This window comes from Massilia mucilaginosa, from assembly GCF_011682145.1.
Taxonomy (GTDB): domain Bacteria; phylum Pseudomonadota; class Gammaproteobacteria; order Burkholderiales; family Burkholderiaceae_D; genus Telluria_A; species Telluria_A mucilaginosa.
The window spans coordinates 1-26,848 of the sequence record NZ_WHJH01000058.1 but is presented as its reverse complement, the minus strand read 5'-3'; the positions used below and the strand labels follow the sequence as shown (position 1 = coordinate 26,848).

The window sequence follows — 26,848 nt, the reverse complement described above, 5'->3', positions numbered from 1 at the left end:
TCGGGCAATCGCGCGTAGCATACCCTATTGCGTGAAATGTATGAAATGCCCCTGCCCAGGCAGGGGCGCGCGCATCAGTTGGCGATCAGCACAATGCCGTTCCTGGTGTGGAAATCGACCTTCCCGCCCGCCACCACGGCCTTCTTGCCCGAGTAGTAATCGGTCACCGACTCGCCATCACGGAAAATCGGCGCCACCACGATCGGCGCCGACTTGTCGGTCGGCAGATCAAGCCCCACCACCACCCGATCCTTCTCGTACGTGCGCGCAAAAACATACGGCACCGCTTGCAGCTTGCGGTGCTCGCCCGCACCCACCGCCGGATGCATCTGGCGGAAGCGGCCGATGATGCCCCAGTGCTTGCGCACATCCGCAATACGATAGCCGTCGCGCTGCGCATTACTGGCCAGTTCTTCCCAGTTCATGAATGAGCGCAGCACCGCGTCGCCCTTCGCACCCGCGTGCGTGAGCAGGCGCGCAGTCTCGTCGCCGTAATAAATCTGCGCCACGCCGGGCGAGAGCAGCAGCTTCACCGCAGAATCGAAAGGACGCGTGCGCGCCGGATCGAACGGTGCCGCGTCGTCGTGCGAGCTCAGATAGTTGATCACCGAATAGCCGCGCAGTGGTCCCGCCAGCAGCGCGGCGTAGCGGCCGAACATGGCGTCGTAGCCGCCCTTGGCGTCGGACGTCATGCTGAAATTGATCACGCTGTCGAAGCCATTGTCGTAAAAGTCGACGAAGGTTTCGCCACCCATGTCGAACTGGTGCGCGTGGCGCAGCGAGTAGTTATAGACTTCGGCCGTCATGTAGAACTTGCCGTCGCCAAGGCGCTTGGACGGATTCTCGCGCTTCCAGTCTTCGAACGCCTTGCTGGCGACCTTTTTCAGGTCCTTCCACACGCGCGGTTCGACATGCTTGGCCGTGTCGGCCCTGAAGCCGTCGAAGCCGTACTTGCGCACCCAGTCCGCGTGCCATTTCATCAGGTAGTAGCGCGGCGCGCGCGGGTAACCGGTCTCCTTGAAAAAGGCGTCCAGGCTCGCCACTTCGCGTTCATAGCGCCCTTCTTCCTTCCACTTGGCCACCAGCGCCGGCGGCAGGGCGGCCGGGCGGTCGGTGTCGGTACGGAAGTCCGGCAGGTTCTTCACCAGCGTGCAGTCGATGGTGGTGCGCGCATCCTTGAAAGCGCACACCGGTGCGGTGCGTACCCAGTCCTTCGGCCATACAGGATCGAGTGCCGTCACCGGGCCGGTATGGTTCATCACCACGTCGAGAAGCACGCGGATGCCGTTGGCGTGGGCCGTATCGACCAGTTCCTGCAGGTCCGCTTCGGTGCCGAGGTTGGCGTCGACCTTGGTGAAGTCGCGCGCCCAGTAGCCGTGAAAGCCGTAGGATTTGCCGGTGCCTTCATCGGTGCCGGCATGAATCTGCTCGACCGGCGGCGTGATCCAGATCGCATCGACGCCCAGCTCCTTGAAGTAGCCTTCCTTGATCTTGGCCGTCACCCCGGCCAGGTCGCCGCCCATGTAACCGCGCAGCGGCGCCGCATCGGCCTTGCGCCCGTAGGCCAGGTCGTTGGCCTTGTTGCCGTTGTTGAAGCGGTCCGTCAACAGGAAATACACAGTCGCGTTTTCCCACACAAACGGGGTGCGCGCCGCCGGCGGGGCGGCGCTGACGTGGGCGGCGCCGAAGGTCAGCGCCAGTGAGACTGCAAGTGCGGAAAATTTCATGTATTCCCTGTGGGTTGTGGTGAATCAGGTTGTAACCGTCGGCCGGTCGCGCCCCGTACGCTGATGCAGGCCGGCCAGCCGGTCGGCAATCGCAGCCAGGCCAGCCAGCACTTCCTGCGCCGGCATGCCGTGCATGGCCAGGTCGGCCTCGTAACGTTCGAGGTAAAGACGGATGGTGGCGCCTTCGGTCCCGGTGCCGGACAGGCGGAACACGATGCGCGAACCATCTGTCATCACGATGCGCACGCCCTGCTTGCTGGCGATGCTGCCGTCGACCGGGTCCTTGTAAACAAAATCGTCGGCGAAATCGACAGTGTAGCCGTCGATGACCTGGCCGGCCAGTGCGGACAGCTGTTCGCGCAGGTGCGCCATCAGTCCTTCCGCCGCCTTGGACTCGACTGCTTCGTAGTCGTGGCGCGAGTAGTAATTGCGGCCGAAACGTGCCCAGTGCTCGCGCACCAGCGTCTCGACCGGTTTGCCGCCTGCGGCCAGCAGGTTAAGCCAGAACAGCACCGCCCACAAGCCATCCTTTTCGCGGATATGGCTTGACCCCGTGCCGTAGCTCTCTTCGCCGCACAGGGTCACCATGCCGGCGTCCATCAGGTTGCCGAAGTATTTCCAGCCGGTCGGCGTTTCGTGGCACGGCACCTTGAGCGCTTGCGCCACGCGGTCGGGCGCGGTGGAGGTGGGCATGGAGCGCGCGATGCCCTTGATGCCGCCGCGGTAGCCCGGTGCCACGCCCGCATTGGCGGCGATGATGGCCAGGCTGTCGGATGGGGTGACGGCGATGCCGCGCCCGACGATCATGTTGCGGTCGGCGTCGCCGTCCGACGCCGCCCCGAAGTCCGGCGCGTCCGGCCCCGACATCAGCGCTACCAGTTCGGCCGCGTTGACCGGGTTCGGATCGGGATGATGGCCGCCGAAGTCTTCGAGCGGGGTGCCGTTGATGACGGTGCCGGCTGGTGCGCCGAGCAAGCCTTCGAGAATCGCATGCGCGTACGGACCGGAGACGGCGTGCATGCCGTCGAAACGCATGGTGAAGCCGCCCGCGAACAGGGCCTTGATGGCGGCAAAATCGAACAGCTCGCCCATCAAGTCCGCATAGTCGGCCACCGGGTCGATCACTTCCACGTCCATCTGCTCGATGCGCGCGCTGCCGATGGCATCGAGATCGAGGTCGCCGGCGTCGCTGGTGCGGTATTCGGTGAGAACACGGGTCTGCTCGTAGATGGCGTCGGTGATTTTTTCCGGCGCCGGTCCACCGTTGGCGATGTTGTACTTGATGCCGAAGTCGCCATCGGGTCCGCCGGGATTATGGCTGGCCGAGAGCACGATGCCGCCCGACGCGCCACGCTTACGCACCACGCAACTCAGGGCCGGCGTGGACAGAATGCCGCCCTGCCCGACCAGCACCCTGGCAAAGCCGTGGGCCGCCGCCATGCGCAGGATGACCTGGACCGCGTGGCGGTTGAAATAGCGCCCGTCGCCGCCTAAAACCAGCGTCTGGCCGGCGCAGTCGCCGAGCGAATTGAAAATCGACTGCACGAAGTTTTCGAGGTAAGCGGGTTGCTGGAACTCGCTGACCTTCTTGCGCAAGCCGGAGGTGCCGGGGCGTTGTCCGGCAAAAGCCGTGGTGTTCACTGTATGGATGGTCATTTTTACTCCTGTCTGTTAACAATACGATACGACAGGTGGAAAAATTTCGACGCCACCTTAGGCGGTCTGCTCGCCTTTATCGGTCACGAAGACGGTCAGCAAGCCGCCGATGGCCATGCAGGCACCGGCCAGCAGCAGGGTCGCCACCGGACGCCCGCCCAGCAGGGCCGCGCTGATCGGACCAAGAATCAGGCCGCCGATGATCTGCGGGATCACGACGAAGAAATTGAAGACGCCCATGTAGAAACCCATGCGCTCCGCCGGCAGCGCGCCGGCCAGGATTGCATACGGCACGGTGAGAATGCTGGCCCACGCGATGCCCACGCCGACCATTGGAATGAGCAGCATCTCTTTTTGCGTGATGAAGAAAATGCTGGCCAGGCTGATGCCGCCGATGACCAGGCAAGCCAGGTGCGTCATCTTGCGGTTGGTGCGGCGCGCGATCACCGGCAGGATAAAGGCGGCAATGGCCGACACGCCGTTATACACGGCGAACATCACGCCGACCCAGTTGCCGGCGCTCTGGAATGCGGCCGACTGCGCGTCGACCGTGCCGAAGACGTTTTCGGCCACGGCCGGGGTGGTGTTGACCCACATTGTAAACAGCGCCAGCCACGAGAAAAAGCTCACGCTCGCCAGCTGCACCATGGTGCGCGGCATGGTGGTGAAGCCTTTGAAGATTTCGCGCAGCGCCGTCAGGGTGCCCTTGCGCTGCTCCACCTCGGCGCGGAAGGCCTTCATGTCTTGCGGCGCCGTTTCGCGCGTGGTGATCACGGTCCACGACACCGCGCCGATAAAGGCCAGGCCGCCGGCATAGAACGAATAGCGCACCGTGTCCGGAATGCCGCCATTCACGGGGATATTGCTGACGTTGAACCACTCGGTGAAGATGGTCGGCAGCAGCGAGGCGATCACCGAGCCGCAGCCGATGAAGAAGGTCTGCATCGCGAAGCCCGAGGTCTGCTGGGCCGGATGCAGCTTGTCGCCCACGAAAGCGCGGAACGGCTCCATCGACACGTTGATCGACGCGTCCATCATCCACAGCACGAACACCGCCATCCACAGCGACGAGGAATTGGGCATCATGAACATGGCGACGGTGGCCAATATCGCGCCGAGGAAGAAGAACGGACGGCGGCGTCCCCAGAACGGATGCCAGGTGTTGTCGCTCAGGTAGCCGATGACCGGTTGCACCAGGAGGCCGGTGACCGGCGCGGCGAGCCAGAACAGCGGCAGGTCGTCGGCGTTCGCGCCCAGGGTCGAGAAAATGCGGCTGGTGTTGGCGTTTTGCAGGGCAAACCCGAACTGGATGCCAAAGAAGCCGAAGCTCATGTTCCACAACTGCCAGAAGCTCAGGCGTGGTTTGATCGGCGGGAATTGCATCTGCATCGGGAGTCTCCAGGCGTTTGGCTACGCATTCTATTTGTAGGAAAATAACATGGCGATTTCTAAGTGTCAATCTAAACAGTTCCATAGTAGAATCCCCGCAGGAAGCCGGTTGAATCACACAACAAATTCATGATTTTGTAGTCAAATAACAGAACAAGATGGGGACATGATGCTGGACATGCAGAAGCGCCTGAACAAGCTTTTTTACGCGACCCTGAGTTTGCCGTCGACGGCCATGGGATTCGCGCTGAGTATCCAGATTTCGGCGCTGAGCTGGATTTTGAGCACGCGCTTCAACCTTCAGATCCATGAAATCGGCATCGTTTGGGCGGCCGGGCCGGTGGCCGGCATTTTTGGCCAGGTGATCATCGGCTTGATCAGCGACGATGCCTGGTTCTGGGGTGGACGGCGCCGGCCTTTCATCCTGATCGGCGGCACCCTGGCCGCGCTGATGGTGTTCCTGCTGCCGCGCATCGACATAGTTGGCGATTTTTTGGGCATCAAGAATATTCTCATCGTGGCGGTCATCGTCGCGCTGACGCTGGACCTGTCGATCAACATCAGCTTCAACCCGACCCGCTCGATTATCGCCGACGTGACGCCGGAAGGCGAAGCGCGCACGCTCGGCTACACCTGGATGCAGACCATCTCGGGCTTCTTCGGCGTGATGGCCTACCTGATCGGCGCGACCGTGGGCAACGACGTGCTCATTTCGGTCGGCGCGGGCATTGTGTTCGTGTTCTCGGTGGTGCCGATGTTCTTCATCAAGGAAGAACGCGAGATGGTCAAACAGAGCGAGACCGCAGCCGCCACCAAGGCCGACTGGGGCCAGCTGTGGCGCATCTACATTGCACACGGCTTCGCGTGGCTTGGCGTGCAGTCGATGTTCGTCTACACCTATGGCTTTATCCAGCAGCAGCTGGTGCCGGCGGGGTTGGCCACCAAGGCGGCCAACGAGATGAGCGGGCAGATTATCGGCTACGCCTTCGCGGTCATGAATACGGTAGGCTTCCTGTTGCCGGCGCTGGTGCTCGCGCCGCTGGCGCGCAAGATCGGACGCGTACACACGCAGGCAGGCTGCATCGCCATCATGGCGGTCGGGTACTTTTTGATCGCTAACATGGCGCGCACGCCGATGATGCTGTACGCGCTGATGGCGGTGGTGGGCATCGGCTGGAGCGCGGTCGTCAGCCTGCCGTTTGCGATCATGAGCGACAAGGTGGACAAGAGCCGCATGGGGTTTTTCATGGGTGTGTTCAACCTGTCGGTGGTACTGCCGCAGCTGATGTCGACCGGTGTGGGCTTTGTGCTGAAAAAGGCGCCCGACCAGAGTACCTTGTTTACCATTTGCGGCGTCTCGCTGGCGATATCGGCAGCCTTGTGGTGCCTGGTGAAGGACGAGGCGCCGGCTACGCACGCTGCGATGCCCGCTCCCGCACACTGATCCTCAACATTGTCCGCACTTCGCCTTGTCGTCCCGCCGCTTCACCGAAAGCGCTTCACCGAAAGATATACAGATCAATATGGGCTATACAATTGAGCTTGAAGAAATCATCGATTATCCACCGGCCAAATTACGCGAGTTCCATGCGTACGGCTATGAGTACATCGATAATCGCCAGTTCGCACTCACGCCCGAAGCCGTGCTGGGAAGCAGCGAGAAGGCGTTACCCTATATCGAGGAAGCGAAACGTCTCTTTCGCGAGATGGACTGGCCAGGCGATGGCGAGGTCGAACTACTCTGGATTCCACCATTCGCGTTTCCGTACGCCTCGCGGGTTGCGCCGGTTGGCGTCGCGGTCTGGCACGTCAAGCAGCACGAGGATGGTATCTCCTACCTGCTCTCTCCGATTGCGCTGCCATTTGAAGAATTCGCTTATGCCAACGACGCTTGATGGCGGCATGGCTGGCCGGCCGAAGTCACGCACAGGAAAACGCATACGCATGAAATCCATCGCGAGAAACCTGAAAGCCTGGGCGGCCTTGATCGCCATGACGCTCGCTTCACTCTCCGGTGCGCACGCGGCCGACAGGGTGGATATGGGCAGCTTTTCGATAGCGCCACTGCCTGGGTGGCATACCGAGTCGGATAAAGGACGGCGCCTCTTTTCGATCAAGACAAAGCTGGCGCAGCTCCCGATGCTGATCCTTGAGACATGCAAAGTGGGAAGCGGAGATTCCTGTCCGTCGAAGTGCGACTTTGCAGAGATCGAACGGTCGGGAATCGCGGCCGATCCACCGCTCGCGTTGACACCGGTCCAGCGCCAGGGTGCTTACCTCGAGTATGAGGCATCGAACCAGGCGACGACCTCCGAAGGAACAGTTTACACATCCGTTCGCCTGCTATGCGCGCCTGCCGCGTTCATCTATGCAGCGCAACTGGACACGGGTTCCGCGCAACAGGCACGCCGGGATCTGGAAGCAGTCCTCAGCACAATCAAATGGAGCAAATAGGAGCCCCATTCGATGGCGGCTGCGCGGCAAGCCGTCGCTGGCAATGCGCTTGCGCGCCAGTCACCGGGTTCGCTGCGAGGTAACACCCAAACAAAATGGGCAGCCGAAGCTGCCCATTGTTTTACCCGCCTGCCGCTTTACTCCGGCTTGGCCAGCTTGCGTGCTTCCTTCTTGGCCTTGGTGGCCGCGTCGTACGGCTTTTTAGGTCCGAGCTTTTTCTCTTCAAAACGACGGTCGCCCGCTTTTTTCGGAGCCGCCTTCTTGACCGCCGGCGCTTCGCCATCACGGGTAATGTTGAGCTGCTGGCCAGCGACCCACACACCCTTGAGGTGGTCGATCAGGTCGGCCGGCATGTCGACCGGCAGGTCGAGCGTGCTGTAGTCGTCGTAGATCTCGATGCGGCCGATGAACTTGGACTCGATGTTCGCTTCGTTGGCAATCGCGCCGACGATGTTGCCCGGCTTGACGCCATGCGCATGACCGACTTCGATGCGGAAGGTACCCATGCCTTCTTCCGACGGACGCGAAACGCGTTCGCGCTTGAACGCCGGCGCATCGCCACGGTCGCCGCGCTCGCTGCGCATTGGCGCGTCGGAACGCGGTGCGCGCGCGGCAGGCGCGTTTTCTTGCCACGAAGGCGCGTTCTTGGCGTCGCGGTTCGGTTTTTCCAGCAGCAGCGGAATGTCGCCGCGCGCCAGCTTGGCCAGCGCCGCTGCGATTTCGACGGCGGGCACGTTCTGCTCGCGCTCATACTCTTCGATCAGCGAACGGAATACATCGAGTCCGCCGGCGGCCAGCATTTCGGTGATCTGGTCCTTGAATTTGGCGATCCGCACGTCGTTGACGGCTTTCACGGTTGGCAAGGTCAGTGGCGCCACCGGCTGGCGCGTGGCGCGTTCGATCGCTTTGAGCAAACCCTGCTCGCGCGGGGTGATAAACAAAATCGCTTCGCCGCTGCGGCCCGCGCGGCCGGTACGGCCGATACGGTGGGTGTAGCTTTCAGGGTCCGACGGCACGTCGTAGTTGATCACGTGGCTGATGCGTTCCACGTCCAGGCCGCGCGCGGCGACGTCGGTGGCGACCAGGATGTCGATCTTGCCGTTCTTGAGCTGCTCGATGGTGCGCTCGCGCTGCGTTTGCTGCATGTCGCCGTTGATGGCGGTGGCCGCGAAGCCGCGTGCCTGCAGCTTGGTCGCCAGTTCTTCGGTACCGAGCTTGGTGCGGGCGAAAATGATCATGCCGTCGAACGGTTCGGCTTCGAGGATGCGGGTCAGCGCTTCGAGCTTTTGCATGCCGCTCACCATCCAGTAACGCTGGCGGATGTTATCGGCGGTGCCGGTTTTTGCGGCGACCGTCACTTCAGCCGGATCGCGCAGGTAGGTCTTGGCGATGCGTTTGATCGCGGACGGCATGGTGGCCGAGAACAGCGCGGTCTGGCGCGATTCAGGAGTTTTTTGCAGAATCTGTTCGACGTCGTCGATAAAGCCCATGCGCAGCATCTCGTCGGCTTCGTCGAGTACCAGCGTCTTGAGCTTGGACAGGTCGAGCGAACCTTTTTCGAGGTGGTCGATGACGCGGCCCGGGGTGCCGACGATCACGTGCACGCCGCGGCGCAGCGCCTGCAGCTGGGGACCGTAACTCTGGCCGCCGTAGATCGGCAGGACGTGGAAATCCTTGATGTGGGTTGCGTACTTCTGGAACGCTTCGGCGACCTGGATCGCCAGTTCGCGGGTTGGAGCTAACACCAGCGCCTGCGGCGACTGCTGCTTGATGTCGATGCGCGACAAAATCGGCAGCGCGAAGGCCGCGGTCTTGCCGGTTCCGGTCTGGGCCTGCCCCAGCACGTCGCGATTGGCCAGGAGCAGCGGGATGGTGGCAGCCTGGATCGGCGACGGCGTTTCGTAACCGACCTCTTTCATGACCTTCAGCACTTGGGCGCTCAGGTTGAGTTCGGAAAACAGTAATACAGGGGTTTCAGACATAGGACACTCACAATTTGACTAGCTAGCCCGACGGGAAAGCATCCTGCAGTTTACTCTCTTGTAGTCCAGAATGCGATTTTTTGTAACGGAGTTGCGTGCAAGTGGGGCGTAATTGAGGCTATTCGTGCAATCTGGCGTTGTTGGCGCCCGTCGCCGCTCATCCCCCAAAACGACACAACCCCGCCACACTCGCGTGCAACGGGGTTGTTTTCAGCGCCGGGATCGCCCCGGCAGCCTGGGCATCAGAACTTGTAGTTGGCGCCCATCAGGAAGGTGCGGCCATACTTCTGGTATTCCAGCGGCTTGTTGCGGTCGCCGCCGTAGGTTTCGTACGCGGTGTCGCCAACGTTATTGACCTGCAACACCACGCCCAGGCCCTTCAAGCTGCCTTCGGTGAAGTTGTAACCAATCTGGAAGTCGACCACATCTTCACCGACCACATAGCGCAAGGTGCGGTCATTGGCAAAGTTGCCGATTTCACCAACGAAATCAGAGCGCTTGCGCTGGCTGACACGGGTCTCGAAACCATTCTTTTCATAGTACAAGGTCAGGTTGGTCACGCGCTTCGACAAGCCCGGCAGCGGAATATTCTTGCCGATGCTGCTGTCCGGATCTTCGATCGCAATCGTGCTCTTGCTGTGCGTGGCGCTGGCCGATACGCCGAACCCATCGAGGACCGGCGTGATCAGGGACAGTGGCAGCGATGCCGACAGTTCCAGGCCCTTCAGCTTGCCGCCATTGCCGTTGTAAGGCGCCTTGTAGTTACCAATCGCAGTAATCGCATTGGTTCCAGGAATGTATTTGGAGAAATCGTAGTCCAGGGTCTGCGTGAAGATGTAGGTATCGAGCTTTTTGTGGAAAGCCGCGACCGCAAAATACGCCTTGTTACCGAAATATTTCTCGTAAGACAAGTCAAGTGCCTTGGCGCGCCATGGATCGAGGCGCGCGTTGCCGCCGTTGGCGCTTGGCTTGAAGTCGGTGGTGCCCACGTTGAAGTCGAGCGCCGAGCGCAGCTGGTCGATGCGCGGACGGGCCAGTTGCTTGGCGGCGGCAAAACGGATGGTTTGCTGCTTGCTCAAGCCAAACGACAGATTCAGGCTCGGCAGGTAATCGGTATACGTCATGCCGTCATGGACGGGTTTGACCTGGCTGCCGACCGGCGCAGTGCCATCAAAATAGTTGGCTTGCGACGACTGCTCGGTGCGCTGCACCTGCACGCCCACATTGCCTTTGACCGTGACCGAACCGATTTCGCTGTCGATATTGGCCTTGATGAAGCTGGTCGTGATCTTCTCGTTCACTTCCCAGGCCTTCGAAATCAGGAAGGACTCGGTCGAGCTCGGCTTGAAGTTCATGTGCTGGCCGACCACGCCTGGCACATTCCATGAAGGAATCATGCCGGTGCCGGCAAAGCCGAGGTCGACCTGGCCGTACAGAAACTCGCTCGGAATCGGCCCCGGCGCGCCGCGCAGGGTGATCGCGCCTTCCGGCTGCACCTTGTTCTTGCTGCGGTCGGCGTAATTCACCCCCACGTCCACGCCCGAGAAATAGCTTTCGAGCACAGTCGGCATCGGCATCGAGACGACCAGCTTGAAACCCTTGAGTTCGTCTTCGATCTGCGGCGTCTTACCGTAGCCCGAACCGTAGATCGTGTTGCGCAGATACAAATTCTTCGCATCGGTGTAGTTCAGGCGGCCGGCGATGTGCGAAAAGGTGCCGGTAGCGAACTTCAGGTCGACAGTGTCGAGGAAAGGATCGGCGGCAGCGTTGCTCAGTTGCAGGTTGTTTTCCAGACTGACTTCATCGCGCGTGGCCTTCGAGAAACTGGCGTCGGCAAACACCGACCAGCCGCCATCGAAGCGCAAGGTATTGCTCCAGCCAATCGCCTTGATCTCATCCTTGCGGTCGTTGTACATGCCGCGCACCAATGGATACACGCCGCTGGCCGAACCGCCCGTCAGCACGCCGTTGGCCGTGGTGGCCGGCGAATACAGCAAGCCCGGCTGGTAGCCGCCGTTGTAGTCGTTCAGGGCCACTTCGAACTGGTTGGCGGTTTCTTCACGCTTGAATTTCGATGCGTACACATCGATCATGCTGGTCCAGCTCTTGTTCGGGCGATATTGCAGCACGCCCATGACGCCGTCGCGCTTGTTGGTGCCGCTGCGCGCCACCGACTTCAAGCCATCCATCAAATAGGTGCCGCCCGGCACGCCAGGACGCGCGACGGTTTTCCACGGCTCGTACAAGCCGGTTTCGTTCGACAGCACCGGCGAGTCCAGGTGCGCGTAGCCGATTGCGATACCGATCGTGCGGTCGGCGAACTGGTCGATATAGCTGACGCTGAAGCGCTTGCCCGTGTCTTTCGCATTGGCGATGCCGCCGAGCGAGTTTTTCTCGCCGCGCACGTTCATGGCGATTGTGCGCTTGCCGAACGACAGCGGACGCACGGTCTGCATGTCGATCGTGCCCGACAGGCCCTGGCCGACCAGGCCGGCGTCCGGGGTCTTGTAAATGGTAACGCCGCTGAGCAACTCGGACGGATACTGGTCGAACTCGACGCTGCGGTTATCGCCCGTGCTGACCTGTTCGCGGCCGTTGAGCAAGGTGGTGGAGAAATCCGGCGACAGGCCGCGCACGCTGATCACCTGGGCACGGCCGCCGACGCGCTGCGCCGCCAGCCCTGGCAGACGGGCGATCGACTCGGCGATACTCACGTCAGGCAACTTGCCGATATCTTCCGCGGAGATCGCCTCGACGATGGAAGAAGAATCCTTTTTCACCGAAATCGCGTCCTCGATACCGCGGCGAATGCCCGACACCCTGACGGTGGCAATCGCTTGCTCGCTCGCTTGCGGGGCCGCGCTCGCTTGCGCGTACACATTGCCCGACATGGCCGAAACGAACAAGGCGCAGCCGGCGGCGACCGGGCTCAGTGGAAATGCGGCACTCCTGGTACGGGTATTGGCGAAAAATTTCATTCTGTCCCCTCATCTCATCATTACTACACAATTCCCGTATCTTCAGTATGGCGGCGACTGCACGGGTTCCAAAGGCAACGTTCTAAGGACGTCTGAGCCCGATTCTGTACTAAAACTAGATGCACTGTCAACGGGAGTTGCGTACGACTACGGAAAAGTGCGGTTTTTACATTCAATGCCCAGTATGAGGGGCTAGCTCGTTGTATTTCGGCTACAGAACACTGTATCGCTAGCTGTAGTCCGACTACATATGCCGTAATTTTCACTGCAGCAGACCAATTTTGCACCAGCGCAGTGCGATTTTGCATTTCAGAAATTTATCCTTACTACATTTTTGTAGGAGTTTCGTAGTAAAACCAACAGATGTGAACCGCCTCCTCATTGCCCTGTGTGGAAAATAGCGCGGATGCAAGGCGGCGGCGGCCGCAGCGGGGCACATTGTGTGCGTATTGACGATCAATGTAGCAAAACTAGCAGTCGAAATGCATACCCGGCAGTGCCGCAGCGAGCGCTTTGATCGGTATCCTCATCTGTAGTATCCTTTATCGATAACAAGACCATGTAGCCATACTACGAGACTGCGACCGCAGCCATCCTTGACCATCGGAGACCGCATGACCCCAACAGGCCGCCGCACACCCGTCCTCGGACTGATCGCCGCCGTTGCCCTGGGAAGCGCCGCCGCGCTTGCCGGCGCAGCCCCCGCCCCGCCGGGCCGCATCACCCATCTGGAACCGCCCTCATGGTGGGTCGGCATGCGGCACAACAAGCTCCAGCTGATGGTCCACGGCGAGCGGATCGCCGACAGCACGCCCGCCATCGACCATGCCGGCGTGCGCATCGAAGCGGTCACCCATGTCCCGAACCGCAATTACCTCTTCATCGACCTGCTGATCGCGCCCGACGCCAAGGCCGGCACATTCGACATCGTCTTCAAACACGGCGCGCGCACGATCCGGCACGCCTACCAATTGCAGGCGCGCGAAGCCGGATCGGCGCAGCGCCCGGGGTTCGCCAGTCACGACGCGATCTACCAGATCATGCCCGACCGCTTTGCCAACGGCGACCCGGCCAACGACAACATCGCCGGCATGGCCGACAAGGCCGACCGCGCCGACGGCAAGGGGCGCCACGGCGGCGACCTGCGCGGCCTGGCCGGCCATCTCGATTACATCGCCGCCATGGGCTTCACCCAGATCTGGCCCACGCCGCTGGTCGAAAACGACATGCCGGCCTATTCGTACCACGGCTACGCGGCCACCGACCATTACCGCGTCGACCGCCGCTACGGCAGCAACGAGGACTACCGCGCCCTGTCGGCAGCGGCGCGCGCAAAAGGCATCGGCATCATCCAGGACGTGGTGCTGTCGCATATCGGCAGCCATCACTGGTGGATGAAGGACCTGCCCGGCCCCGACTGGACCACCAATGGCGGCAAGTTCACGCCCACGCAGCACCACCGCGTATCGGTGCAGGACCCGTACGGATCGCAGCAGGACCGCGACAACTTCACCAGGGGCTGGTTCGCCAGCAGCATGCCGGACCTGAACCAGGTCAACCCGCTGGTGGCCAACTACCTCATTCAAAACAATATCTGGTGGATCGAGTACGCCGGCTTGTCCGGCCTGCGCATCGACACCTACGGCTACTCCGACAGCGCCTTCCTCACCGACTACACGCGGCGCCTGATGGCCGAATACCCGAAGCTGAACCTGGTGGGCGAGGAGTGGCACAAGTCGCCGGCGGTGGTGTCGCACTGGCAGCGCGGCAAAGTCAACTTCGACGGCTACGTCAGCCATCTTCCCAGCCTGATGGACTTTCCGATGTCCGAGACGATTCGTTCCACGCTTGCCGCGACCGACGCCGCGGCGGGCTTCACCGACGTCTACGAAATGCTCTCGCAAGACTATCTGTATCCGGACGCGGGCAAGCTGGTGCTGTTCGAAGGGAACCACGACATCGCGCGCACCTTCAGCGTGGTCGGCGAAGACATCAATCTGTACAAGATCAGCCTCGCCATGCTCATGACCTTGCCGCGCATACCGCAGTTCTACTACGGCACCGAGGTCCTCATGACCAGCGAAACCGGAACGCGCGACGATGCCAGCTACCGGCGCGACTTTCCCGGCGGCTGGCGTGCCGACACGGCCAGCGCCTTCACCGGCCAGGGTTTGACAGCGCAGCAGCGCGAGGCCCAGGCGTTCGTCAAAAAGCTGGTCAACTGGCGCAAGTCGCACAGCGTCATCCACCACGGGAAGACCATGCACTACGGCGCCGAAAACGGCACCTACGTGTATTTTCGCTACGACGGCAAACACAAGGTCATGGTGGCGCTGAACAAGGGCGACAAGGACGCCGTGCTGCCGCTCGATCGCTTTCACGAAATGCTCAAGGGAGCCAGAAGCGGCGTGGACGCCATCACCGGCGCCACCCACGCACTCGCAACGACCTTGAACTTGCCGGCCCGCTCGGCACTGATCCTGGAGATTGAATGAAGTACCTCATTACCCTGGCGGCTGCCATTGCCATGCCGCTCGCCGCCGTCGCCGCCAAACCCGGCGTGGACGCGTTTTTCGACGCCATGGCGATCAGCGTGCCGCCGGGCCAGCAATCGCAGTTCGTGGTCGGCGACAACCTGGCCGGCTACTTCGAGGGCTACACGCAAAGCCATGACAGGGGCGCCGGCTACACCATCAAGAATGCGTCCGTATTCGACGGCTACGCCACCTTCGTGAACGGCGTGGCCAACGACCGCACCCGGTCAAGCGAGCAGGTCCTGCCCTACGGCCACCACGTGCGCCACGCCGGCGGCGCCCTTGAGGAAATGGCGCTGCTGTCGAAACAGCACGCGCTCGCGATCCGCCTGAGCAATCCGGACGATGCCATACTGACTGTGCAAACCCTGTTCAAGGCCCCCGGCGCCATCGCGCGCGACGGCGACGTGGTGCTGATCGCGCCCGCCGGCGGCAGCGGCCAGTTCACCGCCATCGCCGCCGACCGTCCCTTCGTGGTGGACGACGCGCTCAAGCTGCGCAGCACGCACGCCGTGCGCGGCATCACCGTGGTGGTGGCCTTTGGCGACAGCGCCGCCCAGGCCAGCGAGCGCGCGCAGGCGCTGGCAAAGGCCGACCCCATCGGCGCCGAACGCAAAGCGCTGTACGACGCGCTCACCAAAAGCTACCTCGCCACCAGCGACACCGACTACAACAAGGCGCTGAACTGGGCCAAGGCCGCCAGCCGCATGTTCGTGGTGGAGGAATTCGGCACCGGCATCTGGGCCGGCTTGCCATGGTTCCGCGACAACTGGGGCCGCGACACCTTCATCGCGCTGCCCGGCACCCTGCTGGTATCGGGCCAGTTCGACGAGGCCAGGGCCGTGCTGTCGAACTTTGCGCGCTACCAGAACCTGCGCGAACCGCGCGACAAGGAATACGGGCGCATTCCCAACCGCGTTTCCGCCAGCGACAAGACCATCTACAACACCGTCGACGGCACGCCATGGATGCTGCGCGAAGCCTTCGAATATATCCAGTACACCGGCGACAAAGCCTTTGCGCGCCAGATGTACCAGCTCGCCCTGCCCTACTTCGACGGCGCCATCGCCAACTACGCCGACAAGGACGGCCTGCTGGCGCACGATTCGGCCGACACCTGGATGGACGCGCGCATCGACAACCAGGACCCGTGGTCCGCACGCGGCCCGCGCGCCGTCGAAATCCAGGCCCTGTGGCACACCGCTCTCAAGACCGGCGCCTACCTGGCAACGCAGGCCGGCGACCATGCCAAAGCGCGCCAGTGGAACGCGCTGGCCGGCAAGGCGCAGCGCAGCTTCCTCAGGCTGTACTGGGACGGCAAGGTCATGGCCGACCGCTTGCGCGACGACGCCAGCCGCGACACCAAGGTCCGCCCCAACCAGCTGATGCTGGTGTCGATTCCGTTCGCCGATTTTGTTCCGCCCAAGGTGCAGGCGCGGGTAACGCGCAACGCGGTGTCCGAACTGCTCTACCCCTACGGTATCGCCTCGCTAAGCCAGAACGATCCCTACTTCCATCCGCGCCATGAAAACCCCGACTTCCACCACAAGGACGCCGCCTACCACCAGGGCACCGTCTGGGGCTGGAATGCCGGCTTTACCGTCACGGCCCTGAACAAGTTCGGCTACCAGGACCTGGCATGGAAGCTGAGCCAGAACCTGGGCCGGCAAATCCTCGGCCTGGGAACGCTGGGCAACATGAGCGAACTGCTCGACGCCCTGCCCGGCGACGACGGCAAACTCAAAGCATCGGGCACTTACGCGCAGTCGTGGAGCGTGGCCGAATATGCGCGCAACGGCTTCCAGGACTACGTCGGCTTCCGCCCTCGCCTGCTCGACAACACGCTGGCCTTCACACCGGCCATTCCCGCCGCATGGAGCGGGTTTCATGCGGCCCTGCCATTCGGCGCGGGCGACAGCATCGAGGTCGATTTCCAGCGCGTGGGCAAGCGGCAGCAGTGGCGGCTGCGCCTGCACGGCGCCACAAAACGCAAGGTCGCCTTCAGCATCCTGAACGACGACAAGAGCCGCTCGCGGCTCGCGTTCGAACTCGCTCCCGGCAAACCTGCCACGCTGGTAACGGGCGGCGGCAAGGCCACGGTCAACGGCAAGCCGCTGGCGCTGCGTGCGCAACAGGCCAGCTACGCCGGCGACATCGGCGAACTGGTTTTCCAGACGCCGAAGCGCTACCGCGCCGGCGACTTCCCCATGCTCGAATCGAAGGATGTCTTGAAAGGCATCGTCGAACGCAAGGAATACCGCTGATGATCACCACCTCCCACCTGCTGGCCGCAGCCGCCCTGTTCTCGGCCAGCGCCGCCTGCATCGCCGACAGCGGCACGCTGGCCGCGCCCATGTACCTGCGCGGCGGCTTCAATGGCTGGGGCATCGACCACCCGCTGGCCTACAAGGGCAAGGGCCTGTATGAAGCCGACATTGTGGTCAGCCCCGGCTACCACGGCTTCAAGGTCGGCAGCAAGGACTGGTCGGCCGAATGGGTGATCGACCCGACCGCCAGCGTCACCGTGGCCGCCGGCGCCAGCTACAAAATGCAAACCCGGTCCGGCCCCGAGGACTACCTGTTCGTCAAGAAGACCTCGACCTGGCGCTTTTCTGTCGACGCATCCGACCCGGCGGCGCCGCTGCTGCGCGTAACGCAGACCGGCATGGCGCCCGCCAGCACGGAAGACCCGCACAAGGGCCATGCGCTCAGCGTCGCCAGCGAGTACGGCGGCAACACCGTGCGCTGGTCGACGCCCGACCCCGCGGCGGCGCTGCGCAGCTACACCCAATCGACCACGATGCCGCTGCGCGATCCCGGCCCGCAATCGACGACCTACCAGGAGAGCGCAGACGCACCGACCGTGCGCAGCGGCAGCCTCGCGTTCGACGCCCTGTTTGCGCTGGCGCTCGATGAAATGAAGCAGAATGCGGTCGCGCAGATCAAGGACGGCAACTACAACGGCGGCGCCGCCATCGACTGCGCCTGTTTCGAAACCGGCGAGAAGTGGCATTACGTCTGGACCCGCGACCTGTCGTACGCGGCCGACCTTGGGCTGGCGATGCTCGACCCGGAGCGCGTGCGCAATTCGCTCGACTTCAAGCTCTCCGGCTACCGCGCCGGCATCGAGCGCGCGCCGAATGTGGCGGGCAGCGCCGACGGCCTGCAGATCATCCAGGATACCGGGACCGGCGGCAGCTGGCCGGTCAGCACCGACCGGGTGGCGTGGGTACTCGGCGCCGAAGCTGCGCTGGCCAGCCTGGCGCCGGAGCAGCGCGCGCCGTTCGCGGCGCGGGCACTGGCGGCGCTGGCCAACACGCTCGACAACGACCGCCTGGCCGCCTTCGACGCGGCCTCCGGCCTGTACATGGGCGAGCAGTCCTTTCTGGACTGGCGCGACCAAAGCTACGCCGCATGGATCGTCAATGATCTCGCTTCGCTGGCCAGCTCCAAAGCGCTGTCCACCAACGTCCTGCACTACAAGGCACTGACCCTGGCCGCCTCGCTCGCGCATGACAGCGGGGACGCCGTGCGCTCGGCCAGATATGCCGGCTGGGCCGCTTCACTCAAGCGCAGCATCAACGACCGCTTCTGGCTCGAGGATGCGGGCATGTACAGCAGCCTGAGCGCGCCCCACTTCGACGGCGCACCGCTGCATAAATTCGACTGGCTCGGACAAGCGCTGGCGGTGGTCACCGGCGTGGCCGACGCCAGGCGCGCGCGCCGCATCCTGGCCAGCTATCCGCATGGCCCGATGGGCGCGCCGGTGATCTACCCGCAGCAGCAAGGCATGCCGGTGTATCACAACCGCGCCATCTGGCCGTTCGTGACCGCTTACGGCCTCAAGGCCGCCGCCATGCACGCCAATGTCAGCGTGGCCGACGCCGCGTACGACACCCTGACACGCGGCGCCGCGCTGAACCTGTCGAACATGGAGAACCTGGAGTGGATTTCCGGCCAGCCGCTCCTGCTCGACGAACAGCAGCCGGCGCTGATCGGCCCCGTGATCAACTCGAAGCGCCAACTGTGGTCGGTCGGCGGCTACCTCGGCATGGTGATCGGGAACGTGTTCGGGGTGAGCGTGACCGACAGCGGCATCGACGTGCGCCCGTTCATCACCAGCAAACTGCGGCGCGAAATGTTCGGCGCGGCCAGGGTCATCAGCCTCGATAACCTGACCGTGCGCGGAAAACGCATCAATGTGCGCATCACGCTGCCCGATGCGACCAGCGATACAGGCTGGTTCCCTGTCGACGCCATCGCCATTGGCGGCGCCAGCGTGGCGCAGTCGATCCGCTGGCAGCAGTTGCCCGACAACGCAAGCATCGATGTCACGCTTGGCGCACTGCAAAAAGGCGAACAGCAAATCCACCGTGTTCACGCCGCGCCGTATGCCCAGGGGCCGGACGTATTCGGCCCGCGTGAACCGGCCATTGCCGGTATCACGGCACCAGCCACGCTGCACATCGATGCCAACGGCAATGGCGCCGGCACCGTGTACAACATCTACCGCGATGGCAAGCTGATTGCAGCGAAGGTCGGCGCCGGCGCCTGGACCGACCGCGGCGCGCCCACTGCCGCGTGCTATGCCGTCGAAGCGCAGTTTGCCGCGTCGGGCAACCGCAGCCACCACAGCGTGCCGCGTTGCACAGGCACGGCGATCGAGGTCCCGGTGACGGTCGACGGCGTGGCGCAGGCGCACATCAAGGACTGGGGCCAGCCGGGCGCGCGCCTGCGCTTCGGCACGGTGAACATCACCCAGGCCGGCGAATACGGCCTTCAGGTGCGCTACCATAACAGCGCCAACCAGATTAACCTGGGGATCAGCGGCGGCGTAAAATGGCTGGTCCTGAAAGAGGCTTCCGGCCGCATCGCGGCGCAGGGCGTGGTGCAGCTGCCGCACGCGCGCATCGACACGACCGGCGCGCCGCCGGTGATGTCGACGCCGCTGGTCGCGCGCCTGAAACCCGGCCGCTACCGGCTGGAGATGAGCGACTTCTATAATATGAGCTACCTGCAAAGCAACAGCACCTTCAGCGCGGCCGGCGGCGCCGGAGGGCCATCCAACAAGTTCGATGTGCATGGCGCGCGCCTGCTGCGCCTGAAGTAAAAAGGAATATGCAATGACACTGGCACGACTGGCGCTTGGCGCGGCAAGCCTGCTGCCCCTGGCCGCCGACGCCACCACGGTGCGCGTCCATTACGACAGCCCCAAAGGCGGCGTCGCCATCCGCGGCGACAAGGGGCCGATGTCGTGGTCCAAAGGCGCGCCGGCCAGCAGCGACGACGGCAAGGTCTGGACCTACACCTGGCCCGACGAACTGGGCGAGGTGGTCATGAAACCGGCCCTCGGCGACGACAAGGTGTCCATCGGCGGCACCTACCGGCTCGCTGCCGGCAGCACGCGCGACATCTATCCCTTCTTCGGCGCGCCCTTCGGCAAAGTGAAGATCATCCCCGACTTCGCCTCGCCCCAGCTCAAGAACAGCCGCAAGCTGCGCATTTACCTGCCGCCTAGCTACGACGAGAACCGCGCCAAGCGTTATCCGGTGCTGTACATGCACGACGGCCAGAACCTGTTCGACGCCCGGACGGCGGCCTTCGGCGTCGAATGGGGCATCGACGAAACGGTCAACCGGCTGGTGGCCACCGGCGTGATGGAAGAGATCATCGTGGTCGGCATCGACAACACGCCCGCGCGCATCGACGAATACACGCCCTGCTGCGATCCGCAGTACGGCGGCGGCCAGCTCGACACCTACCAGCGCTTCGTGGTCGATACGGTCAAGCCGTATGTCGACGGCGCGCTGCGCACCCTGCCCGGCAAGGAATCGACCGCCATCATGGGATCATCGCTGGGCGGCATCGCCTCGGTCTGGATCGCGCAGAAAAATGCGGCGGTCTTTTCGAAGGCGGCGTCGGTATCGGGCTCGTTCTGGTGGAACAGGCAGGAACTGGTGACGGCACTGCCGCCGCGCCTGCCGGTGAAGTTTTACCTGGATGCAGGAACGGTGAAGGATGGCCTGGAAGAGACCATCAAGATGCGCGACGCCATGCTCAAGCAGGGCTACCGGCAGGATGCCGACCTGTTTTACCACGCCGCCGACGGCGCCACCCACAACGAAAAATCGTGGGCCGCGCGCGTCGACAAACCTTTGAGGTGGTTATTCTCCTGGCAGTGAACCAGTATCAGCGCTTGCGGCGCTGCAGGTCGAGCGAGGTGACCTTGGCAAAGTCGATCGGCTTGACGATATGGTCGTCGAAGCCCGCTTCCATGGCCTGCTCGCGGTCGCGCGCCTGGCCGTAGCCGGTCAGCGCAACGAGCACCGCATCGTCCATGGTAGGCAGCTCGCGCATCTTCGCCGCCACCTGGTAGCCGCTCATGTCGGGCAGGCCGATATCGAGGAACACATACGTGGGCTTGAACTCCGCCGCGCGGTCGAGCGCCTGCTGCCCGGTGTAGGCCACCTTCACATCGTGGCCGCCGATGCCGAGCAGCTCGGCCAGCATGTCGGCCGCATCGACGTTGTCGTCGACCACGAGGATGCGCGTGGCGGCGCTATCGCCGGCGGCGGGCACCTGCGCAACATCGTCGCTGCTGCCGACGGAATCGATCGGCAGGCGCAGTTCGAACACGCTGCCCTGGCCTACTCCGGCGCTCGCGGCGCTGACGGTCCCATGGTGCAAGGTGACCAGAGTGCGCACCAGCGACAGGCCGATGCCCAGGCCATCCTGCACCCGGTCGGGCGTAAAGCCGTCTTGCGCGAACAGGTCGAAAATCACATCGAGCTTGCTGGCATCGATGCCGATGCCGTTGTCCGACACGCGGATCAGGATCTCTTGCCCGGTCACCTCGGCGCTGAGCTTGACGATCCCGCCCGGCGGCGTGAACTTGAACGCGTTATGCAGCAGGTTGCCGACGATTTGCGCCAGCCGCACATGGTCGCCGCTGAGCCAGACTTCGTGCGCCGGCAGCGTCACTTCCAGGCGCTGGTTGCGGCTTTCGGCGATGTGCGCCACCGACTCGCGCGCGCTGCCAATGAAGGACTGCAGTTCGACCTGCTCTTCGTGCAGGGTGATCTTGCCCTTCGAAATACGCGCCACGTCGAGCAGGTCTTCGACCAGCCGCACCAGGTGGCCGGTGTGGCGCAGGATGGTCTGGCGCGCCTTGTCCTGGCGCTCCGGCACGTTCGGGTCGAGCCGGCACAAGAGCTCGACCGCGTTGCGGATCGGCCCGAGCGGATTGCGCAGCTCGTGCGCCAGCGTGGCCAAAAATTCGTCCTTGCGCCGGTCCACGTCGCGCAGCTCGCGTTCGACCTTCCCCAGGCGCAGCAGCGCCTTGACATTGGCGACCAGTTCTTCCGGTTCGATCGGCTCGAACAGATAGTTGTCGGCGCCGCCTTCGAGGGCCCTGATCTTGTCGGCCACGCCGATGTACGACGCCGACGTTTGGAGCACCAGCACGGCGCGCGTTTCCGGGTCGGCCTTGAGCAGGCGGCACACTTCGAAGCCATTGATGTCGGGCAGCTTGACGTCGAGCAGGACCAGGTCCGGCTTGTCTTCGCGCGCGCGCAACAGGGCCGAGTTGCCGTCGGCAGCCTCGATCACCGTGAAGCCGGCACGCGTGAGGATGCGCGACTTGGCGTAGCGCGCCCCTTCGCTGTCGTCGACGTTAAGGATCAGGGAATCGGCAAATGGCATGGACTGCATGGTGGACCTCAATCCGGTAAGTGTGAATGTGGCGGCGCGAGGGCGTCGCCTCCCTGCGCGGCATAGTTGAGCGGAACCGACACCCAGAACACGGAACCGGCGCCCGGCACGCTGTCCACGCCGACCGATCCGCCCAGCAGGTCGGCCAGCTTGCGGCACAGCGGCAAACCGAGGCCGGTGCCCTTGACGCGCGTCTGCAAGCGGTTTTCGATCTGGCTGAATTCTTCGAAAATGAACGCATGGTCGGAGGCGGCGATCCCCAGTCCGGTATCGGCGACGCTGATCTGCATCATACCCTTCCCGGGAACCAGGGCGGCGCGTACCGCGATCTCGCCCTGCTCGGTGTACTTGATCGCATTCGAAATGAAGTTGCGCAGGATCTGCGACAGCTTGCCCTGGTCGCTGAGCAGCGCCAGCCCGGCGTCCGGCTCATGGAAGGTCAGCGCGACGGCGGAACTGCCCAGCAAAGGCCGCAGCAGGCCGCGCAAGGTGCTGAACATGTCGGCCACCAGGAAGCGCTCGGCGCGCACATCGACCTTGCCCGCTTCGATCTTGGCCAGGTCGAGCAGGTCGTCGACCATCTCGTTGAGGGCGACGGTTCCCTGCAGGATGTACCTGACCTGCTTCTCCTGCTCTTCCGACAGCTCGCCGTCCGAGCGCGCCAGCAGCAGCTTGGCCAGCGCCCGGATCGAACTGAGCGGCGTGCGGAATTCGTGGCTCATGTTCGACAGGAAGCGCGTCTTGGCCTGGTCGGAGCGGCGCAGGTGCTCGGCTTTTTCGTCGAGCTCCGCATACAGCACCTTGACGGCGCGGTTGTTCTCTTCGAGTTCGCGGGTGAGGGCCAGCAGCTCTTCCTGGCGCGCCTTGAGCTCATCGAGGGTGCCGAGCAGTTCCTGGTTCTGCTGCTGCACTTCGCCCAGCATCGAGTCGGGCGCCTGCGCGCTGAGATGGGCGCACATGTCGCCCACCATGCGCGCCGTCATGCGCGGGGCGTCGCCGGCAAAGCGTTTTTGCAGCACGATCCGGGTCCCGCTGCCGGGCGCCGAGCGGATATCGCACAGGTCCATCAGGCGCCGCGCGCCCAGAATACCCAGGCCCATGCCGGTAGTCGACTGGTAGCGCCCGGACAGCACCAGGTCCAGGTCGGCGATGCCGGGACCCTGGTCCTCGATGCGGATCTGGAGCGACTGCACGCCGGCGCTTTCCTCGATCGAAAACTCGACCCTGCCGCCGTGCGCATAATTGAAAACGTTACGGACGAACTCCGACACCGAGGTGGCGATGCGTACCTGATCCTGCATGGCGAATCCGCACAGCACCGCGATCTCGCGCGCGCGCTGGCGGGCGCCGACCACATCGAGCTCGGTGCCGATGGCGATCTTGAGGATCCGCAGCGACATTACGCAAGCCCCCGCTCGCGGATCACCAGCACGCTGGCGTCGTCGCGCTGACGCGCAAAGTCGCGGTACAGCACCGCCGCGATCAGGGCAGGATGGCGGAACGCCAGGCCCGGATAGGCATCCAGGTCCCAGCGCGTTCCCAGGCCGTCGGAATGCATGATCAGCATGGCGCCGGGCGCCCACGGATGGGAAAACGTCTGCACCTTGCGCAGGTTGCTGCCGACGATGCCGTTGTGCGACATCAGGTGGCGGCGCGAGCGACCATCGACAATGCAGCCGGCGATGTTGCCGATGCCGGCAAACGTCAGTTCGCCGGCATCGCAGTCGATGGCCGCAATCGCCACCGCGGCGCCACGGGTGCCGCGCAGCGCGCCGTGCGCCAGCTGCATCAGTTCCGACACACCCACCGCCGGCCGCTCCACCACCAGCGCGACCGCCGCTTCGGAGGCGACCGCCGCCTCGGGACCGTGGCCCAGGCCATCGGCCATGCCGACCGTCAGGCCCCAGTTCGCGACACCGACGTCCCAGGCGTCGCCGCAGACTTCCTCGCTGGGAAGCGGCAGGCACACCGCGCCCACTTCCCAGTCCGACATTGGTGCGCCGGCGGCGCCGCTCCAGATGGTCATGAACAGCACCGTGCCCTGGCCTTCGGCAGAATAGATATCGAATTCCGGCGCCAGGCGGCCGATTGCGCCCAGGCCCACGCCGTAAGTGCCGGCGGTGGAGTTACCGTCTTCCATGCGCAGCGCCACGTTGGCCATGCCGGGACCGCGGTCGAGCGCGATCACTTCGACGCCGGCGCGCTCGCCCGCGTACAGTGCGCGCAGCAAAATCTCGCCTTCGCCTGCATGCTTGACGATGTTGGTGGCCGCCTCGGTAATGACGATGGCCAGCTGGCCGGCGCGCGTTTCGTCGAAACCCAGCTGGCGCGCCAGGGTGTTGCCGCCGCGCCGGGCCGCCGCGATCTCGCTCGATTCGCCTACATGAAACGTCGCCTGCCTGCCTAATCTGTTCAAAACAACTTCCATTTCGCGATGGTGACGGTGGTGCCCTTGCCTGGCGCGCTGTCGAGGATGAAATCGTCGGCCAGGCGGCGTGCGCCGGACAGCCCCAGGCCCATCCCGCCGCCGCTGGTATAGCCGTCGGTCAGGGCCAGGTCGATGTCGGCGATGCCGGGACCTTCGTCGATGAAGCTGACTTGGACCCCGCGCTTGCCCCCGCGCTCGACCAGTTCGAGTTCGGCGCGTCCGCCGCCGCCGTAGCGCAGCGTATTGCGCGCCAGCTCGCTGGCGGCGGTGACCATCTTGGTTTGTTCGATCAATGAGAATTTGAGCGCGACCATTTCATCGCGCACCAGCTTGCGCAGGCGGACCACATCTTCATCGGTGATCAAGGGTGCGTGGACCAGGCCCTGGCCGGCGGCGCTCACGGCAATCCCCGCCGCTGTACCACGGCAGTCATTCCCGTTCCTGCTGCAGCAGGGCCAGGCCGCGCTCCACATTGAGCGCCGTGCTGACGCCGTCGAGCGTCAGCCCCAGCTCCACCAGCGTGATCGCCACGGCCGGCTGCATCCCCACCAGCACCGTGCGGGCGTCGAGAATGCGGGCCATGGCCGCCGTGTGGCTGATCATGCGGCCGATGAAGGAGTCGACGATGTCGAGCGCCGAAATATCGATCAACACGCCGGTGGCGCGGTCCTTGACGATGCGCGCGGTCAGGTCGTCCTGCAGGGTCATGGCCAGGCGGTCGTGCATGTCGACCTGGATGGTCACCAGCAGCAGACGGCCCATTTTCAGAATCGGTATGCGTTCCATGGCTTAGCGCGCGTTTTGCGGATGGGTGATGGTCGAACCGGTGCGCTTGAGCGCCACCACGAAGGCGTCCGCCAGGGTGGCCTTGGTGACCACGTCTTCCAGGTTCACGCCGAGGTGCACGATGGTCTGCGCGATCTGCGGGCGGATGCCGCTGATGATGCAGTCGGCGCCCATCAGGCGCGCGGCGGCGATGGTCTTGAGCAGATGCTGGGCCACCAGCGTATCCACGGTCGGTACGCCGGTGATGTCGATGATCGCGATCGAGGCGCCGGTGTCGACGATTTTCTGCAGCAGGTTCTCCATCACCACCTGGGTGCGGGCGCTGTCGAGGGTACCGATCAGCGGCAGGGCCAGTACGCCTTCCCACAACTGCACCACGGGGGTGGACAGCTCCAGCAGTTCCTGCTGCTGGCGCAGGATGACCTGCTCGCGCGCCTTCTGGTAGACCTCGATGGTAAACAGGCCGAGGCGGTCGAACAGCGCGCTGGTGGTGGCGGTTTCCTCGACCAGCTCGATCGGGTTGTCGGCCAGCGCGGTGCGCAGGTAGGCGAACAGCGGCTCTTTCAGGGCGAAGATGAAGCTGGCCGTCTCGATCGACGAGAAGCCCTGGCGCACGCGCGCCTGCGACAGCTCGGTCAGCATGTGGCGGGTATCGTCCCAGGCCGCGCCTTCGATGTCGGTGGTGGCGCCGCGTTCGAGGGCGCGCACCAGCAGGGGCAGGAAACGGGTGGCTTGCTGGCGCAGTTCGGCCTCGGCGTTCTTGTCGCGGCGGATCATGCGCGTCATCAATCCCGACAGCCACACTTCCAGCAGTTCATGTTCGAACTTGGTGATAATCAGGGCTAACTGGGTGCTTTTGTCGGTGCTCATTGGATCCTTAGGGATAGTTCGGCTGAGATGGGGAAAGGCATAGGCGGACCGGTCCCGGTCACGGCGATACCCCTGACATTATATAGATACTCAACAACACCCCGTGCACAATTAGTAAACCATACGTAAATACAATATTCCAGCCAAGCGGGGGTAGGAAACTTCACTCCCCAAACCGCGCCAAACTCCCACAACCGGGGTCAGAGCTCTAACCTGGATGTTTCATAAACGTCATCCGCAATTCCGAATTGTCGCTCTCGACGCCGCTCGGTTCGAATTATCCTATTGTGGGCAATAGGCGCCCTACCCAATTGAACGGGGCAGGGTAAAGCGG

18 protein-coding genes are annotated in these 26,848 nt (G+C 63.6%); 7 read left to right on the top strand and 11 right to left on the bottom strand.

The window, feature by feature from the left end:
- Positions 1-74: 74 nt before the first annotated feature.
- From F2P45_RS28940 to F2P45_RS28930, 3 genes are read right to left on the bottom strand one after another with little or no spacing between them, the layout of a single operon-like run.
- Positions 75-1,727: an alpha-amylase family glycosyl hydrolase gene (locus F2P45_RS28940; RefSeq protein ID WP_166881673.1), complete on the bottom strand. Its 1,653-nt coding sequence runs from the start codon at positions 1,725-1,727 to the stop codon at positions 75-77.
- A gap of 24 nt (positions 1,728-1,751) precedes the next feature.
- Positions 1,752-3,383: an alpha-D-glucose phosphate-specific phosphoglucomutase gene (locus tag F2P45_RS28935; protein ID WP_166881672.1), complete on the bottom strand. Its 1,632-nt coding sequence runs from the start codon at positions 3,381-3,383 to the stop codon at positions 1,752-1,754.
- A gap of 57 nt (positions 3,384-3,440) precedes the next feature.
- Complete coding sequence (locus F2P45_RS28930; protein WP_223164850.1) at positions 3,441-4,772, bottom strand: MFS transporter; 1,332 nt, start codon at positions 4,770-4,772, stop codon at positions 3,441-3,443.
- A 166-nt stretch (positions 4,773-4,938) separates the two neighbouring features.
- Between F2P45_RS28930 and F2P45_RS28925 the strand changes: the two genes are divergently transcribed.
- From F2P45_RS28925 to F2P45_RS28915, 3 genes are read left to right on the top strand one after another with little or no spacing between them, the layout of a single operon-like run.
- Entirely contained in the window at positions 4,939-6,216 is a 1,278-nt protein-coding gene (locus tag F2P45_RS28925; RefSeq protein ID WP_229505364.1) for an MFS transporter, read from the top strand.
- 25 nt (positions 6,217-6,241) lie between these two features.
- On the top strand, positions 6,242-6,667 hold the full coding sequence (locus F2P45_RS28920) for a hypothetical protein (protein WP_166881671.1): 426 nt from the start codon (positions 6,242-6,244) through the stop codon (positions 6,665-6,667).
- Between the two features lie 49 nt (positions 6,668-6,716).
- Positions 6,717-7,226, top strand: coding sequence for a hypothetical protein (locus F2P45_RS28915; RefSeq protein ID WP_166881670.1), 510 nt, complete (start codon positions 6,717-6,719; stop codon positions 7,224-7,226).
- Between the two features lie 137 nt (positions 7,227-7,363).
- On the opposite strand, the gene F2P45_RS28910 is transcribed toward F2P45_RS28915, so the two are convergent.
- A complete protein-coding gene (locus F2P45_RS28910; protein ID WP_166881669.1) occupies positions 7,364-9,208 on the bottom strand; it encodes a DEAD/DEAH box helicase in 1,845 nt (614 codons plus the stop codon).
- A gap of 242 nt (positions 9,209-9,450) precedes the next feature.
- Positions 9,451-12,186, bottom strand: a complete 2,736-nt coding sequence (locus F2P45_RS28905) for a TonB-dependent receptor (RefSeq protein ID WP_166881668.1) — start codon at positions 12,184-12,186, stop codon at positions 9,451-9,453.
- 614 nt (positions 12,187-12,800) lie between these two features.
- Between F2P45_RS28905 and F2P45_RS28900 the strand changes: the two genes are divergently transcribed.
- Genes F2P45_RS28900 through F2P45_RS28885 form a run of 4 tightly spaced genes read left to right on the top strand, consistent with a single transcriptional unit; the run spans position 12,801 to position 20,902 of the window.
- Positions 12,801-14,681, top strand: coding sequence for a glycoside hydrolase family 13 protein (locus F2P45_RS28900; protein WP_166881667.1), 1,881 nt, complete (start codon positions 12,801-12,803; stop codon positions 14,679-14,681).
- Entirely contained in the window at positions 14,678-16,984 is a 2,307-nt protein-coding gene (locus F2P45_RS28895) for an amylo-alpha-1,6-glucosidase (protein ID WP_166881666.1), read from the top strand. The genes F2P45_RS28900 and F2P45_RS28895 overlap by 4 nt, the downstream gene beginning before the upstream one ends.
- On the top strand, positions 16,984-19,830 hold the full coding sequence (locus F2P45_RS28890; protein ID WP_229505363.1) for an early set domain-containing protein: 2,847 nt from the start codon (positions 16,984-16,986) through the stop codon (positions 19,828-19,830). Before F2P45_RS28895 ends, F2P45_RS28890 begins: the two co-directional genes overlap by 1 nt.
- A gap of 13 nt (positions 19,831-19,843) precedes the next feature.
- Complete coding sequence (locus F2P45_RS28885; RefSeq protein WP_166881665.1) at positions 19,844-20,902, top strand: alpha/beta hydrolase; 1,059 nt, start codon at positions 19,844-19,846, stop codon at positions 20,900-20,902.
- Between the two features lie 7 nt (positions 20,903-20,909).
- Here F2P45_RS28885 and F2P45_RS28880 read toward each other — a convergent pair whose 3' ends face one another.
- Genes F2P45_RS28880 through F2P45_RS28855 form a run of 6 tightly spaced genes read right to left on the bottom strand, consistent with a single transcriptional unit; the run spans position 20,910 to position 26,514 of the window.
- On the bottom strand, positions 20,910-22,430 hold the full coding sequence (locus F2P45_RS28880; RefSeq protein WP_229505362.1) for an ATP-binding response regulator: 1,521 nt from the start codon (positions 22,428-22,430) through the stop codon (positions 20,910-20,912).
- Positions 22,431-22,438: 8 nt separating this feature from the next.
- The gene (locus F2P45_RS28875) at positions 22,439-23,830 is read right to left on the bottom strand and encodes an ATP-binding protein (RefSeq protein ID WP_166881664.1); all 1,392 of its coding nucleotides are present in this window, start codon (positions 23,828-23,830) and stop codon (positions 22,439-22,441) included.
- Positions 23,830-24,846 (bottom strand): ATP-binding protein, encoded by a 1,017-nt coding sequence (locus F2P45_RS28870; RefSeq protein WP_308613833.1) that lies wholly within the window; start codon positions 24,844-24,846, stop codon positions 23,830-23,832. The genes F2P45_RS28875 and F2P45_RS28870 overlap by 1 nt, the downstream gene beginning before the upstream one ends.
- Positions 24,843-25,259 (bottom strand): anti-sigma regulatory factor, encoded by a 417-nt coding sequence (locus F2P45_RS28865; protein ID WP_370663323.1) that lies wholly within the window; start codon positions 25,257-25,259, stop codon positions 24,843-24,845. Before F2P45_RS28865 ends, F2P45_RS28870 begins: the two co-directional genes overlap by 4 nt.
- A 28-nt stretch (positions 25,260-25,287) precedes the next feature.
- Positions 25,288-25,644, bottom strand: a complete 357-nt coding sequence (locus F2P45_RS28860) for an STAS domain-containing protein (protein WP_099875418.1) — start codon at positions 25,642-25,644, stop codon at positions 25,288-25,290.
- A 3-nt stretch (positions 25,645-25,647) separates the two neighbouring features.
- The gene (locus F2P45_RS28855; protein WP_166881661.1) at positions 25,648-26,514 is read right to left on the bottom strand and encodes an STAS domain-containing protein; all 867 of its coding nucleotides are present in this window, start codon (positions 26,512-26,514) and stop codon (positions 25,648-25,650) included.
- Between the last annotated feature and the right edge of the window lie 334 nt (positions 26,515-26,848).